General features: G+C 37.0%; 15 protein-coding genes. 4 read left to right on the plus strand and 11 right to left on the minus strand.

All coding sequences use genetic code 11. From position 1 onward, the window contains the following. Window positions 1-366: 366 nt before the first annotated feature. The 6 genes from G508_RS0109320 to G508_RS0109345 all read right to left on the minus strand — a co-directional run bounded on the left by G508_RS0109320 (window position 367) and on the right by G508_RS0109345 (window position 6584). Window positions 367-567, minus strand: a complete 201-nt coding sequence (locus G508_RS0109320) for a hypothetical protein (protein WP_026705064.1) — start codon at window positions 565-567, stop codon at window positions 367-369. Between the two features lie 91 nt (window positions 568-658). After that, window positions 659-886, minus strand: a complete 228-nt coding sequence (locus tag G508_RS0109325; RefSeq protein ID WP_026705065.1) for a hypothetical protein — start codon at window positions 884-886, stop codon at window positions 659-661. Window positions 887-891: 5 nt separating this feature from the next. Beyond that, entirely contained in the window at window positions 892-3126 is a 2235-nt protein-coding gene (locus G508_RS0109330) for a UvrD-helicase domain-containing protein (protein WP_026705066.1), read from the minus strand. Beyond that, window positions 3116-4903, minus strand: a complete 1788-nt coding sequence (locus G508_RS0109335; RefSeq protein ID WP_026705067.1) for an ATP-dependent nuclease — start codon at window positions 4901-4903, stop codon at window positions 3116-3118. Before G508_RS0109335 ends, G508_RS0109330 begins: the two co-directional genes overlap by 11 nt. Window positions 4904-5309: 406 nt before the next feature. Then, the gene (locus G508_RS0109340) at window positions 5310-5714 is read right to left on the minus strand and encodes a helix-turn-helix domain-containing protein (protein ID WP_026705068.1); all 405 of its coding nucleotides are present in this window, start codon (window positions 5712-5714) and stop codon (window positions 5310-5312) included. A 108-nt stretch (window positions 5715-5822) separates the two neighbouring features. Then, window positions 5823-6584 carry a hypothetical protein gene (locus G508_RS0109345; protein WP_157485934.1) on the minus strand — a complete coding sequence of 254 codons (762 nt, stop codon included), beginning with the start codon at window positions 6582-6584 and terminating at the stop codon, window positions 5823-5825. A 528-nt stretch (window positions 6585-7112) separates the two neighbouring features. Between G508_RS0109345 and G508_RS20290 the strand changes: the two genes are divergently transcribed. Continuing rightward, window positions 7113-7874 carry a hypothetical protein gene (locus G508_RS20290; protein ID WP_051197533.1) on the plus strand — a complete coding sequence of 254 codons (762 nt, stop codon included), beginning with the start codon at window positions 7113-7115 and terminating at the stop codon, window positions 7872-7874. A gap of 75 nt (window positions 7875-7949) precedes the next feature. Here G508_RS20290 and G508_RS0109355 read toward each other — a convergent pair whose 3' ends face one another. From G508_RS0109355 to G508_RS0109375, 5 genes are all read right to left on the minus strand, one after another. Further along, window positions 7950-8651 carry a Dph6-related ATP pyrophosphatase gene (locus G508_RS0109355; protein WP_026705070.1) on the minus strand — a complete coding sequence of 234 codons (702 nt, stop codon included), beginning with the start codon at window positions 8649-8651 and terminating at the stop codon, window positions 7950-7952. 9 nt (window positions 8652-8660) lie between these two features. Then, window positions 8661-9182 (minus strand): MepB family protein, encoded by a 522-nt coding sequence (locus G508_RS0109360; protein ID WP_026705071.1) that lies wholly within the window; start codon window positions 9180-9182, stop codon window positions 8661-8663. Further along, complete coding sequence (locus G508_RS0109365; RefSeq protein ID WP_026705072.1) at window positions 9179-9697, minus strand: GNAT family N-acetyltransferase; 519 nt, start codon at window positions 9695-9697, stop codon at window positions 9179-9181. The genes G508_RS0109360 and G508_RS0109365 overlap by 4 nt, the downstream gene beginning before the upstream one ends. A gap of 4 nt (window positions 9698-9701) precedes the next feature. After that, window positions 9702-10937, minus strand: a complete 1236-nt coding sequence (locus tag G508_RS0109370) for a PQQ-dependent sugar dehydrogenase (protein ID WP_026705073.1) — start codon at window positions 10935-10937, stop codon at window positions 9702-9704. Window positions 10938-11113: 176 nt separating this feature from the next. Continuing rightward, window positions 11114-12535 (minus strand): RtcB family protein, encoded by a 1422-nt coding sequence (locus G508_RS0109375; protein ID WP_026705074.1) that lies wholly within the window; start codon window positions 12533-12535, stop codon window positions 11114-11116. 128 nt (window positions 12536-12663) lie between these two features. Here G508_RS0109375 and G508_RS0109380 point away from each other — a divergent pair, with 128 nt between their 5' ends. From G508_RS0109380 to G508_RS0109390, 3 genes are all read left to right on the plus strand, one after another. Further along, the gene (locus tag G508_RS0109380) at window positions 12664-13242 is read left to right on the plus strand and encodes a Crp/Fnr family transcriptional regulator (protein WP_026705075.1); all 579 of its coding nucleotides are present in this window, start codon (window positions 12664-12666) and stop codon (window positions 13240-13242) included. A 118-nt stretch (window positions 13243-13360) separates the two neighbouring features. After that, window positions 13361-14083, plus strand: a complete 723-nt coding sequence (locus tag G508_RS0109385) for a sterol desaturase family protein (RefSeq protein WP_026705076.1) — start codon at window positions 13361-13363, stop codon at window positions 14081-14083. A 146-nt stretch (window positions 14084-14229) separates the two neighbouring features. Continuing rightward, entirely contained in the window at window positions 14230-14841 is a 612-nt protein-coding gene (locus G508_RS0109390) for an HD domain-containing protein (RefSeq protein ID WP_026705077.1), read from the plus strand. Window positions 14842-14843: the final 2 nt, after the last annotated feature.

The following is a 14843-nucleotide window of genomic DNA, read 5'->3' on the forward strand; positions in this document are numbered from 1 at the left end:
ATTCCTTTTTAAGGTATATAACCTTAACAACCTGTTTCGAGTATTTTATCTTGTATTAGTAAATGAAATTTAACTAAAAATCCACCATAATATAATTAGAAAATTTTCTACAAGTGAAAACTCCTTATTTTTCGGGTGTTGTTCGGGTGTTGTTCGATAACTGTACCCTTTTTGCGAAGAAGACCCAAAGAATACCAGATAGAAAGGTTTACCGAACAACCAAAAAAAGGCCATTTTGAACAAAAAAAATGACGTTTGAAAGGGATAAAAATGTTTGAAAGTAATATTGCAAAATGTCGGAAAAAGCATGAACCGAACCTAGAATCTTGCTTAATGTTTGTTTTAAGTTTTAATAAAAAAGTAGAATTACAAACTGGAAGTATAAAATTCCTCTCCTACTTTACATCTTTTAAGTTTCTCAATAATAGACAAGCCGTGTTCTTGACTATCACACGGAATGATTAACTTGTTGGGTGCATTTTTAATGTCGTTTAGGACTGCAAAATTTCCTGCCATCATGATTTGGACTTTTAAAGTTCCTAGTATTTTGGGACGTATTACTCGCATTTATACAGTTATTGACTTTTTAAAGTTGGCTTTCAGATATTCGTTTGAAAAGAAGTAGATTTAGGAAGAGTATTGAATATTTATAAAAGTCTTATTCAGAAACTAATTTATTAATATCTCCAATAATTTTAATCAATTCATCGATTGAATTAATATTACTCCAACTTCTCTTATAATTTTCACAAGTAATATCAACTGTACCGTCTAACGATAAAGTTAACAATGTTTTAATTTCAGTATTTATGAAATCAATGTGATTAGTAATTAGTTTTTGTTTATAAACAAATCCTAACTCTTCAATCTGTTCTTTTGTTATCATGTCTCTTACTTTTTTATTAATTCATCAATAATCACCCAATCAGCATTTTTAAACTTTTCTAAATCATCTTTTACATTTTCCTCTAAAACAGCAAAACACAACAAATGTGTTGGACGAGAAAAACCAACATACATCATTTTCAATGCTTCAATTCCCGTTGGTGTTTCGCAGCTTTGTTTTTGTTTAAATAATGGGATAGTTTTTGTTTGCTGTTTTTTTACCGATTTATTTTTGCTAGCCTCTTTTAATTTTAAAGTTTCATAAATAGGCGTTTTATATGCAGTTTCTACATACATTGTTGCACAATGTGTTTGACCTTTTACTGCATGTACAGTTGCTACTTCAATACCTAAGTCATCTTTTACTATTTTTTTATTTTTAATTTTCATTTCATCAACGTATTCAAAAATAAAAAGTTGTGTTTTAGAATTAAGTTCTAAACTAAACCAATCTTTAAATTCGTTCTCAATGAAATCTTTTACAGAGTTAAATGTTTTTCTATAATTTTTCTTTGAAACTAAATCAAAACACCAACCAAATAATTTATCTTTAAACTTATCATAAACTTCATTATCTGAATGGTTTTTAATGTATTCTATTAAATCGCTTTTAGTAAAAAACCGTTCTACATTTTTACCTCTAATCTTCTTTAGTGTTTTCTTGTCTTCAAATCTTAATATTGCAATAAAAGAATTCAATATAGATTTTCTAACTGCTTCTAAAGTTTCTTTTTCCTGATTAAAAAGTTGAAGATATTTACTCAATGAATCGAAATCTTCTTTTTTTGCTTTACTTAATTTATTGTAATCAAAAATTGTATGAAGAGATAAATTACCGTCCCCTTCATTTGTTCTTTCCCCCGTCCAACCAATAATTTTAAAACCTTTTTTCTTTTCTTCGATATTATGAAGATTATGACTTTTTATTATTTCTTCAAACTTACTTTTTAATTGTTCTTTCGTTTCCTTAGTAAATAAAACTAAATGAGGATAGATTTCTTTTTCATCATTTAATAGATTTCTTTCACCAACAACTATAAATTTTTCATCTTCATTTCTGTGAGTAAAGTGATTCACTAATTCTGCATTTTTGGCACTTAAACGGTTTGAACCATTTAAATATTTAATTTTTCTTGGCTTCCAATCACATTCATCTTTAACCTTATTATAAATTGATTGATTTGGGTCACCAATTCTTTGAATTATTGTTTTAGAATTTTCATCAAAAAAAACATTCTCTACAATATCAATTTGATGTTTTTCTAAATCTTGCATTTCATCAATAAATACAAAACTAAAACGCTCTTTTAAAATTGTTTTTATATTAGGATATTTCAGTAAATATTCATTTGCCAATTCAAATGAATTATAGAATAGCAAATCACCATTATTTCTTAATTCATCATAAATTAATTTCAATTCATTTCCTGAAGGAGTACTGAAATTAAGTCTATTCCGTTTACTTGGAATATCATTTGAAAAAAAGCATTCTTCTTTTTCAAGATATCTAAACTCTTTAATTATGCTTTTGAAATTTAAAATATCTTGAGTTGCTAATTTTATGCGATTATTAAAATTGAAAAGAACTGTTTTTTCTTTTTGTGATAGGTCAGAATTTATAATTTTTGAGTAGTTTTCCTTTATATTTCCAAAAACATTATCGTCGTTTATTATCCCTATCTTATTGTATTTTAATAGAAGTTCTTTAACATCTTCTACATCATTTTCAACAAGAAATTGCTTTGTTATTTTATTATTCTTTGATTTAATGATATTGGAAATAAAACTAAAAATCTTACTTCCTTTATTATAAAATATTTTTCTTGTAATTAAGTCATTAATCCAGTCATCATCATTTCTGTTAATGTATGAACCATATTTTTCAAAGCAAGCCTGATTAGCGAGAAACTTGTTAACGAAGGTTTGGAGTGTTCCAACATAGTTTGGATACTCAAATAATTTAGGGCAATGTTTTTTTAGTTCTTTTTCAATTTCATCAACTGTTGAATTAGTATGTGCTAAAACTAAAACACCTGAACCATCTTTAAGCGGAAGTTGTTTAGACAAACAATAAAGTTTTGCCATTAATGCTGTCGTTTTGCCACTACCTGGTACTGCTAATAAATCACAAGTTTCAAGATTTTTAATAAATGGTATTCGTTCTGATTTATCAAATTGATTTCCTTTTATAAAAATTTGTTCTGCTTCCTTTATGTGTGTATCATCAATTTCAATTTTCATTACAAACGTGTTTGATAGCTTTTACTATATATCCCAACTTTTCATCTTTCTCCAATTTTTCTTTTGTGATTGACAAATCATTTTCAATTTTTTCAGCTAATAATGAAGCAACTTCAACTTTATCAATTGGACTATGACTTTTATCTTTTCTTAATTTTGACACAAATTTTGCTTCTTCAAACTTTTCTCCTTTGAACTCTTCTGTACCCGAATGAATTTTAGATACTGACTCTTTAAATAGTTTAGAAAGTATTTCCGATTTATATAAACACCACTCTAAAGTCCAATCGCTTGTATAGGATAATAATACTTTTGTTTCTTTAAAACTAATTTCTAATTCTTTTAGTTTCTTTTCTTTTTCTTCTTTTTTAATTGAACAAAATGAATTGTCTTTAGCTTCGGGTCTATTATCTAAATCCGTTATTATAGCAACGGGAATATTTAATTTTTCCAGTGTATTTTGTCTTAAAAATATTCTTGCGAATTTTAAATAAGCTGTAGAACCTACATTTACAATGGATATTTCTTTTTGTGTTAAATCATACCCTATTCTTTTAGCTATGATAGGTAAAATTATTTCTTCTGACCAACCTTCAACTAAAATCACACCTTTTGCAAAGAATAAATTTGCTTTTGTAACATCGAGAAATCGTTCTAAAAATTTATAATCGTATTTATCTAATTTAGTGTATTTATCTCTATTAGTTCTTTCGTTTTCTTCATTAGGAACTTCTCCTAAAGGCAGAGCAAAATTATTATTACAAAGTATCAAATTATGAAGCTTAACTTTTGATGCCAAATTTGGACTATGGGTAGATAATATAAATTGGACTTCCGTTTCTTTTTGAAGAGCTTCAATAATTTTCATCTGTGCTTGTGGGTGCAAATGTGCTTCTAACTCTTCTATCATACACAATTTCAAGCCATTCCAATTTTCCTTCTTTAAATGCAATAGCTCGGCCGCCATGTACAAACGATTCATGGTACCTAAACCTAAATTCTGTTGATTTAAAATACCAACAGAAACTTTTTCTAAAATGCTTTTTATATCGCTTTCTCCAAGAGATATATTTGATGTTTTGTTTTTATCTGTAAATGAAACTAAAAAGTCATCAATAACTTTTTTTAACTTTTCGTTTCCATCAGTTTTAAACCATTCTTCAATCTTTATATTTAATTTTTTAAATTCTAATTCAAATTGATGTTCCTCTTTTTTTGATTTCTTTTTAAAAAACTCATGCTCTTTAAGTATTTGAGATAACCTTGAATTCTTTTTTGCGGTTAAATCGTTATCAGCATCTCTTAATGCTTTTAAATATGTAGTTTTTAAATATTCTCTTGCTTCAGCATTTAACGGATAACCTGTTTCATCCATACCTGCTTTGACATCGGTTACTTGAATTTTGTCTTGTTTTATTTCGACTTGATAATTCAATCTTAAAATAGGTTTGGCTTCTTCTCCAATACCTTCCCAGCCTAACCATTCAATAAAATTTTTAGCTTCATTTGGTTTAATATCTTTAAACTCAAGTTCAATCCTTAATTTATCTGATTTTTTATAAAAATCAGATTCTTCAACCTTTATCCATTCGTATGCATGAGTTTTTAAAACTAATTTAATTGCATCAATAATAGCTGTTTTACCAGAATCATTTTCTCCAATTAAAACATTTAATCCTTTATTGAAAGGAACTATTAAATTTGGTTTATTCAAATCAAAAGAATCAATAGATCCATATTTTCTAAAATTCCAAAGTTTTAATTCTGATAAATACATAAACTATTTTTTTATTTCATTTCTAAAATCCACGCTACCTCTAGATTTCCTTCTTGTGGTTATGCTAATTAAACTAATCTCAAATATACCCAAACCTACCACATATTTCCCAACCCAAATTACGGTTTTCCATAAACACACAAATTATTTCAAAACCACCCTCACACTCTTACCAAATTTAACAAAAAAACCACCACAAAAACGTAGAAACTTTTCTACAACAAAAAACCCTTTATCTTAGGGGCTTTGTTCAGCCATTTACAATGAAAGTTGTTTTTGCGAAAAAAACCTCAATAGCATACTATCGATATAATATCAACACTGTTATCGCAATGATACAGTCTAGCCCAAACGCAAAAAGGCCCAGCAAGTAAGCTGGACCTTTTATTAATATAAAATAGCATTGTTATTGGCTAATCAGTTTTTCCAACCGCGCCATCATATCATCCTTTTCTTTCAGCATTCGCTCGTACAAGGCAATTTTCTCTTCATGCAATTGTACTATTTTATCAATAGGACTATTATTGAAACTCGGGTTATAATTGATTAAACCTTGGGTATCATGAAATGTATTCGAAATAATATTAATAGCCTGCTCCTCGTCAAAATTCTGGAACGCCTCCACAGGAATCTTTAAGGCTGCCGAAATCTGACGCAGCATATCCTCTTCAATGATGTCCCGCTGCTCCAATAGCGAGATCTTTTTCTGGTTCCACTCCTGCCCCAAATCAAAGGCAAGCGCCTCCTGCTTGATCCCCAGCATCTCCCTGAAGCGTTTTACGTTCCTGCCCTGATGTATTTTTTGTTCCATGGTATAAATGATTGTGATAGACCTAAAAGAAGACCTCTCTAGTAATAAGGTCTGCACCCCAAAGATAAAAAATATCTTGTAAAAAAATACAGTAAGAACGGATTTATATTACACACACCGCACATCTAGCAAATGGAGCACATTGTGAGAGCGGTCATAAAGCGGATAACGCTTCCCATTGGTTTCTTGGAAGAACTCGACCAGCACCAGCCAAAGTAAGAGTCCGGAACCGCTAGGCACTTCCATTGGTCGGAGTGCAATAGCAGCAGGCTCCACATCAACTCCCACGCTTACCATCGGGCTGCACTGCAGCTGGGAAGCCGCCCCTTCTGCATCCACAACCAATACCCCTGTCCGAAACCCCACATGGGTGGCACCGGCAGGACAGTCCAGCATCTGGGCGGGTACAAGCCCCTGCAACAGAAGCGTATAGTCTTCCTGCAAGGTAAACGGACAACGCAAAACCAAACCAAGTGCCGACTTCCCATTGAACTCAAAGCCCCGAAGCAGCTGCCTACCCTCCTCGGTACGCAACCCCTCGCCTGCGGTACGTTGGCCCCGCTCATGTTCCTGGTCACAGTGCCTTATCTTCGATAATACCGAAACCAGCCGCGTAGTGACAGTGGGGTCGGGAGCACACTGCAGCAGTGCGGCGGCACCATGCCGGATACACGCACCAAGCGTATTCAAACGCCCAAATTCCTGATAGTTCTCCCGTGTCCGCTGAAACGCAGGATCCGTCAGGATCCGCTGTTTCGTAAGCGTGTTTTGCTGTTTCACCAAGGTAGCCCCCTTCATATCCTTCCTTTTGTAAAAGATGAGTCCACCAACTGTCCCGCTGAGTTGCAAGGGGCCTTTCAATTGCGCCATGATAATAGGTTTTAGGAAACAAAGATAAGGGGGTAAAACCGTCCCTACCTCAGCCACCTGTCCCGTTAGTACCCTAATGTCCTCATTCGTACCCATTAATTCCCAAAACTGTGAGCCCTGATTCCCCAAAAAAACCAGCCACGCCACCCACCATCCTAAAATAAAGAATAGAAAGTATGTTTCACCCCAACACGCAAAGTGACCACCCCTCTCTTTGCGTCTTGGCGACTTGGCGAGAGCAAAAGTTAGACTTGAAGATAACTGAAAAACGCAATCGGATAGAAATAAACAATAAGAAATAGAAAGTAGCAACGCCCCCTTTACTCCCCATCTAAAGTAGGTCTAAGGTAGGTCAACCTCTATAACGCCCCTATGCAACAAGAACGTCCAAAAGTGGATACCGATAAAAGGATCGGTAAATTTATTAAGATTTTAGGGTGATTTTTTGAATGCGACATCCTGCGAATGCTTTTTATATGTAAATTTGAAAACCAGTACTACAATTAACCTTAAAAAGAATCAGTCGCCATGGGCAATACAAGTGAATCAGAACAGATTGCTCAACTCAAAAGACAGATTGCTTTTCAAAAAGTAGAAATTGACACCTTAACTTCCGAACTCCTCTTGTCGCAGGAAGAACATGTGTTCCAGAACAACGAGAAACAAAAAAGGGCCGATGAATTGTTCATTGCAAACAAGGAACTCGTTTTCCAGAATGAAGAGAAGCAAAAACGGGCAGACGAACTGTTCATAGCCCATGAGGAACTGGTTTTCCAAAATAACGAGAAACAGAAACGGGCAGATGAATTGATCATTGCCAATGCGGAACTCGTGTTCCAGAATGCGGAAAAGCACAAACGGGCGGATGAACTGATTATTGCCAATGCGGAACTTATTTTCCAGAATAAAGAGAAGCACAAACGGGCAGAAGAATTGGTGATGGCAAACAAGCATCTTGATGTGCAACACCAGGAAAATACAGCCTTGACCGAAAAGCTGACCCTCGCCAATGGAGAACTTCAGAAAACGGAAAACTATTTGAGAACCTATATCAAAGGGCTTGAGGAAATGATTTTTATCACTTCGCATAAGGTGAGGCAACCGGTTACGCAAATTTTGGGCATTGCCAATCTCATCGACCAATCTGCTGACTATTCGCTAGAGGAATTGAGAAATATTATTGGCTATGTGAAAAAGTCGGCACTTGCCTTGGACGATTTCACAAAGGAGCTTACTTTGACCATCAACCAACTGAAAAAGGAAGGCAAAAACAGGCTCAATAATCGATAAAAATTGACAAGCAATGCGTTTTGGGGTGCAGGGATTTCAAGACACAATGTGGTGCTAATTATTATAAAACGATCCTTATTCCACTACATCCGCCTGCCAATATTCAAAAGTTTTTAGTTCTCCGGTGTCAAGCCTGATGTCGTAGGTGATTTTCTTGGTCTGCAAGATCGAAAAGTCAATTTCCTTTTTGAATGGACCACCTGCATAGCAAAGGGTATGGTATTCTCCGTTTTCTCCACAAACATCGATACTGTCTGGAAACTGATGGATTGTGTTGAGGTCCAATTCTTTTCCGATAAAGGATTCGTCCAAGAGATCGGCCTGTGTCACAATTATTTTGGTTTTGATTCCTGATTGTAAGAACTCGTGAATGATCTCGGCAGACGATTTGTCCCAAAGCGGTTCTACCACTTCTATTCCCAATGGATGGAGTTTGCTTTCCCTGTAGGATTTTATGTCAGCCAAAAAAATATCGCCAAAAATAAAATGGGTAACGCCTTGTGCTTTGAAATGCTCGACTGTTTCACGCATTTTGTCGTCATAGTTGGTCAGGTCTTTTGCAAATAAAACAGTATGCAGCGGAATGCCAATACTCTGAGCTTGCCTTGACAGGATTTCCAAAGGAATGGCGTGAATGGAGGACGTTAGCGATTCCTGGTCGATTGTAGTCAATAAGGAGATAACCTCAAACTCATTGCATTGCAAGGTTTTTTGGAGTGCTAAAGCGGAGTCTTTTCCGCCACTCCAATTGAATACGGCTTTCTTTCTTTGGTTCATGCTGTTTTTTTATTTTTTGGACTTGAATAATTGCTTCATCAGGCTAAGGCCAGTCGTGTTACCCTCTTCGATGTTCACGAAATACTGAATCTGCCAACTTTGTGTTGCCATGGCTTGCTTGTTTGTCGTAGTGTCCCAAGGTGGATAAACTCTTATCCCTCGTTTTCCACCCTTCCCATTTTGCGAAAGTATTCCCTTGCTGACCAAGACGGCTTTGGGAAAAATAAATTGTCCTATTTTGTCCTCTGTTTTTGAGGTAATGATGATAAAATCGAGAGGATCTGAAGCGTCAAATGGGGCTGTTATTCCTTTTTCATTTCGTTTCCAGACGGTTACAAATTGCCCTGTTTTTGTAGGTGTGATTTTAGACATTCGGTGTTCTATAACTTGTCCGTCGAGTTGGAAGCTACAAGCACCATAGGCTGGATTTTCATTCTGTTGCAGATGGGTCAATTGCAGACCACATTTGTCATAAACCAATTGCTGAATCCATTTCAGGTCAGCAAAAAGTGGAGTTTCGGTTGGTATCACTTATTGTTTTTCTTTGTGAATTCATATAATACGCCTTCCTGTCCGTCAAAGTCAAAAGTGGAGGTAAACGTCATTCCTAGCTTCTCCAGCACTTTTATAGACGCCACATTCTCGCTCATGGCTCTACCAACGATGCGTTGAAGTCCGAGTTCATTACAACCAAAATCAAGACATCTCCTGGCCGTTTCAGTAGCAAAACCTTGGTTCCAATAGCCCTTAAAAAACCTGAAACCTATGTCGTATTCGTTCTTTTCTTTGCTGTATTTGAGTCCGCACCAACCCATGAATTGCAAAGTCGATTTGTCGAGTACGGCAAATCGACCTACTCCATATTTTTCAAATTGGTCATAATGGGTGAGAAAATCTTTTGCAGCCGCTATGCTTTCAAAAGGTGTGTCACCTGTGAATTGCAGTACTTCGGGGTCAAGATTTAGCGTATAAAAATCTGCAGCATATTCTGTTGTCAGATTGCGTAAAATAGTTCGTTGGGTTGTTAAAAAGAAGGGTTCTTTCATGTTACTACTTCTTCCCAATACGGTACAGCCTTCCTTCATCGGTCACGGCATATAAAGCGCCGTCTTTTCCTTGGGTAATGTCGCGAAAACGTTGCTTTTCCTCTTTCAACAGGCGTTCCTCTCCTACTACCTTATTGTTTTCAATGACAAGTCGGGCAATAAGGCTGCTGCTCAATCCGCCAATAAACAAATTGTTGTTCCACTCCGGTACATCTGTTCCGGTATAAAACGTCATACCGCTAGGCGAGAGTACAGGATCCCAATAATAGACTGGCTGTTCCAGTCCTTCTTTTTGTCCGATATGTTGCCCTATTTCGTCGCCACTGTATTCCATTCCGTAAGTGATTACAGGCCAACCATAGTTCTTTCCAGGCTGGATCAGGTTCAGCTCATCTCCTCCCAACGGGCCAAACTCATTTTCCCACAAATCACCCGTAACCGGATGGAACGCCAGTCCCTGAACGTTTCGGTGTCCATAACTGTAAATTTCGGGACGTGCATTTGGCGTGTTGGAAAACGGATTCCCTGCTGCAGGTTTTCCTTCGGTGGTAATGCGAAGTATCTTTCCGTTGGCAGAATTCAGCTGCTGAGCCTGTGGTCGGGTTTCCTTGTCCGAGCGTTCTCCCGTACTGAAAACTAGATTCCTCTGCTTGTCAAAAAGAATTCTCGAACCATAATGCAGGGTACTTTTGTGTCCGGGTGTAGCCCTGAAAATCACCACTACATTTTCCATTTTGCCTTCATCCGAAGCAAGTTTTCCTTTGGCTACAGCCGTGAGATTTCCTTCCTTTGTTTTTTCAGAATAGGTCCAATACACCATCCGATTGGTGGCGAAATTTGGATCCACTGTCACACCCAGCAAACCGCCTTGTCCGGCATCGTTTACTTCGGGTAGCCCTGTTATTTTTTCCGACACGACACCACTATTGGTAACAATTCGCATCGTTCCTCCCTTTTCTGTAACTAACAGTCTTCCATCTGGCAATGAAGCAACTCCCCAAGGCCTGTCGAGTTTGTCTGTAAGGATCTTGCCTTCGTAGGGAGTTGTGGTTTGAACACCTGCAATACGGGTCTGTCCTGCAAAGGCGGGTTTCAGGTCGCTGTTGGGTTGTTCGGTTTCAACCGGGGCGTTTGTTGTGGTGGTGGGCGATTCTAATTTTTCGTTCTTCTTTTCAGCATTCTTGTTGCCACAGGACGTTAGCACTAAGGCAGCCATTACGGTAGGAAAAATGTTTTTCATATTTTTTTTATTTTATGCATTCTAATATTTAATCTTTTTCCTAAAGATAGTAATGAATTTGGTTGTGGCAAAATGATTTCTATTTAAAAACACCCAATTTATCAAACCGATCACTAAATACAGATCACTGAATACTGATCACTGAATACTGATCACTGAACACTGAACACTGAACACTAATCCTCCCGACTCCCATCATCCGCCATCCTCACCATTTTAGGCGTGAATTTCGCCACCACATCTACCAAGTCTTCCTGTGAAGCCATCACCATGTTGATATCCTTGTAGGCCATTGGCGCTTCATCCAAACCAGCACCAATAAGCGTCACGCCGTGGTCTTTCAAGATGGTTTGCATCTCATTTTTGGTAATCGTCTTGATGGCTTGCGTTCGGCTCATCTGTCTTCCTGCTCCATGCGAAGCCGAGTTGATGGCGTTTTCCTCCCCTTTTCCTCTAACCAAGAATCCCGGTGCCGTCATACTTCCCGGAATGATTCCCATCACGCCTTTTCCGGCTGGAGTCGCTCCCTTTCTATGCACGATTACCTCTTCTCCATTCCATACTTCCTTCCAGGCAAAGTTGTGGTGGTTTTCCACTTTTGCCAAAACTGTCGCCCCCAAGGCTTTTTCCATTTTCTTATGGATGACCTCATGACAGGCAGAGGCATAATCTCCGGCAAGGTTCATTGCAATCCAATATTCCTGACCCAAGGACGAATTCATATCCAAATAGGCCAAGTTTTTTGCCACATCCGGTAATTTACAAACGTCTTTCGCCATTTTGGTATAATGTCCCGCAACCGTGGCACCAAAACCTCTGGAACCCGAATGCGTCAACAACGCTATATACTTACCTTTCGGGATGTTCAAAACGGCATCATCCTTGGCAAATTCCAAGATCCCGAACTCCACGAAGTGATTTCCTCCACCGGAAGAACCCAATTGTGACCAAGCCTTATCCTTCAACCCTTTTATTAAAGAGTTGGTTTGAAAATCTGGGCTTTCCATAACCGCATGATCCGATTTGTACTGTCCGTGAAAACCATGTCCGGCACCAAACTTCGAATGTGCCACCAATTCACGTTTGAATTTATCTTGATTTGCATAATAAAAATCTTCCGCCATATCATATACTGACAACGCCATCCTGCAACCAATATCTACACCCACTCCGTAAGGAATAATCGCATTGTTGGTTGCCAAAACACCACCAATCGGCAATCCGTATCCTTGATGAGCATCTGGCATCAAAGCACCTGCTACCGTAACAGGAAGTTGCATGGCTACTTTCATCTGGTTAATGGCACCGTCTTCGATATGGTCCAAACCATAAGCTGAAAACGCATCAGGAGTTGGATTCAAGGCGATAAAATCTTCTGGCTTTTCATTTGCTTTTTCAATTAAGGCGATGGCAAGCTTGCTAAATACCTTGTCGTCTATGTAATTTTCTGGAGTAGCCAATACGTTGGCATAGTGCTCCATCATTTGTTCTCTTGTAAAACCATTTCGGCCTCTGTTGATTCTTAAGGCAATACCTAAAACAGTTCCTTCGGCATATCCCAATGCCATTAAATCATTTCCGTTGATGGGTGTTTTCATAATTTCTATCTTTTGATGGTACAAAGATGATAGCGGTAGTACGCAATTATTTTGCGTAGTAGTATTTATGATTTAAAAATAATTCCTTTTCAGCAATTTTATGTAGTATTGTAAGCAAATAACTTGCAATGGATTCCTACGACATACTTTTAAATGCTCTAAAACAAATTACCTCCCTTGAACCGGAGGAGGAAATAATGTTTCGTAAAGCTTTTAAAACACATTCTTTAAAAAAGAACGAATACTTCTTGCAATCTACTAATGTAAACCATCGTTTGGGATTCCTATGCAAGGGTTTGGTACGCTATTTCGTTTTTAGAAATGAAGAGGAATCAACGTTGGAGTTTACCAAGGAAGGCGAATTTATTGCCGATTATGGGAGTTTTATATCGAAAGAACCTTCACTACAAAACATACAGGCATTGGAAGATTGCGAACTATTGGTCATTGAATACGACGAACTTCAAAAATTATACAAAGTTTCCCGAAATGCCAATCTATTAGGCAGGGTCATAATAGAACATCGTTTTATCATTATGGTCAACCAATTATTAACTGTTCACCGCTATAATCCGGAAGACCGTTACCGCTACTTCTTGACACATTATAAAGATCTTACCCAAAGAATTCCGCAATACCTCATTGCTTCCTTTGTTGGCGTAAAGCCACAATCTTTAAGCAGGATCAGGAAACGAATCGTACAGTAATTTGTTAACCCAAGTGCATCATTTTTAGTATAAAAGGCTTCTACATTTGTCTTGATTAGATTTAAAACAATTGTAAAACCTTGTTGTACTTCACGGTACGACAGTAAACTTAAATAAAATGACACTACTCATCATCTTTATGGTATTTGGTTTTTGCTTCTTATTGGAGCGACTCACACCAGGTTGGAAATTACCCGAAGTGCCTACTTGGACAATTAGGGTTTTAGCGATAAACTTCGTTCAACTTGGGGTTGTAACATTGGCTGGTTATACTTGGGAAATCTGGCTCGCACGCGTTTCCCTATTTGAACTGTCCAACTATGTAAATCCTTTCTTTGGAGGTTTGATTGCTTATTTTATTGCCACATTTATCTTTTATTGGTGGCACCGATGGAGACATAAGATCAATTTTCTGTGGACACATTTTCATCAGATTCACCACAGTCCACAACGCTTGGAAGTCATCACTTCTTTCTACAAGCATCCTTTAGAAATGACGGTAAATTCCATCATAGGAAGCCTTTTGGTTTTTACAACATTGGGATTGAGCTTGGAAGCGGGCGCCATTTATACGTTGTTCACCGCTCTGGGAGAATTCTTTTACCATACCAATGTAAAAACTCCGCAATGGATTGGTTATATTTTCCAACGTCCGGAAATGCACAGGATCCACCACGAATACGACAAGCACACCAATAATTATGGTGATATTGTGTGGTGGGACATGCTATTCGGAACCTATGAAAACCCTAAGGAGTTTCAATCTACTTGTGGCTTTGATACTGAAAAAGAACAACGACTGGGAGATATGCTCAAGTTTAAGGATGTGCATAAAGAATAATTCATAATTATTATTTTCAAAAAAGACCTGAGCAATTATCCATTGTTCAGGTTTTCTATTTTAAAAATCACTCAACGTTCTACGCAATTGTTTTGCGTAATAACAAAGATTTTCTATATTTGGGTAAACATCGCCATCCTAAACTTATGCAACTCCAAAAAATATTTATTGAATTACTCAAACATATTGGTTTCACTGAGGATAGCATCCAAAACCATTGGCAGACTTTAGAAAAAGCCTATTCCAAAAAATCAAGACACTACCATAATCTTACACATCTAGAAGAGATGATAGCATGTTTTGATACCTACAAAAATCAATTGCAATTTCCCGATGAAGTGCTGTACAGTATTTTCTACCACGACATTATCTATAAAAGCACCCGAAAAGACAACGAACTCAAAAGTGCAGAACTGGCGGTAGCCTTACTTCCAGACAACACGGCAATCAACAGTCGGATCGTTTTTGATATGATTCTTGCCACAAAGGACCACAGTAGCAAAGGTGTTGAAGATGAAAAATGGCTCATTGATTTCGATTTAAGAATCCTAGCAAAAGACTGGGAAGACTACAAAATCTATTTCAACCAAATAAGGAAGGAATACAGCATCTACCCCGATTTCCTCTACAACCCAGGCAGAAAAAAAGCCTTGGAACATTTCCTAGAAAAGGATTTCATCTACCAAACCGAAACCTTCAGGGAATTATTTGAAGCCAAAGCCAGACAAAATATCCAAAAGGAAATTGCTCAACTATAACC

This window comes from Flavobacterium soli DSM 19725 (assembly GCF_000422705.1).
Taxonomy (GTDB): domain Bacteria; phylum Bacteroidota; class Bacteroidia; order Flavobacteriales; family Flavobacteriaceae; genus Flavobacterium; species Flavobacterium soli.

Coding starts and splice junctions, on each gene's coding strand:
- G508_RS0109320 (WP_026705064.1), bottom strand. CDS start 567: ATGCGAGTAATACGTCCCAAAATACTAGGAACTTTAAAAGTCCAAATC.
- G508_RS0109325 (WP_026705065.1), bottom strand. CDS start 886: ATGATAACAAAAGAACAGATTGAAGAGTTAGGATTTGTTTATAAACAA.
- G508_RS0109330 (WP_026705066.1), bottom strand. CDS start 3,126: ATGAAAATTGAAATTGATGATACACACATAAAGGAAGCAGAACAAATT.
- G508_RS0109335 (WP_026705067.1), bottom strand. CDS start 4,903: ATGTATTTATCAGAATTAAAACTTTGGAATTTTAGAAAATATGGATCT.
- G508_RS0109340 (WP_026705068.1), bottom strand. CDS start 5,714: ATGGAACAAAAAATACATCAGGGCAGGAACGTAAAACGCTTCAGGGAG.
- G508_RS0109345 (WP_157485934.1), bottom strand. CDS start 6,584: ATGGCGCAATTGAAAGGCCCCTTGCAACTCAGCGGGACAGTTGGTGGA.
- G508_RS20290 (WP_051197533.1), top strand. CDS start 7,113: ATGGGCAATACAAGTGAATCAGAACAGATTGCTCAACTCAAAAGACAG.
- G508_RS0109355 (WP_026705070.1), bottom strand. CDS start 8,651: ATGAACCAAAGAAAGAAAGCCGTATTCAATTGGAGTGGCGGAAAAGAC.
- G508_RS0109365 (WP_026705072.1), bottom strand. CDS start 9,697: ATGAAAGAACCCTTCTTTTTAACAACCCAACGAACTATTTTACGCAAT.
- G508_RS0109370 (WP_026705073.1), bottom strand. CDS start 10,937: ATGAAAAACATTTTTCCTACCGTAATGGCTGCCTTAGTGCTAACGTCC.
- G508_RS0109375 (WP_026705074.1), bottom strand. CDS start 12,535: ATGAAAACACCCATCAACGGAAATGATTTAATGGCATTGGGATATGCC.
- G508_RS0109380 (WP_026705075.1), top strand. CDS start 12,664: ATGGATTCCTACGACATACTTTTAAATGCTCTAAAACAAATTACCTCC.
- G508_RS0109385 (WP_026705076.1), top strand. CDS start 13,361: ATGACACTACTCATCATCTTTATGGTATTTGGTTTTTGCTTCTTATTG.
- G508_RS0109390 (WP_026705077.1), top strand. CDS start 14,230: ATGCAACTCCAAAAAATATTTATTGAATTACTCAAACATATTGGTTTC.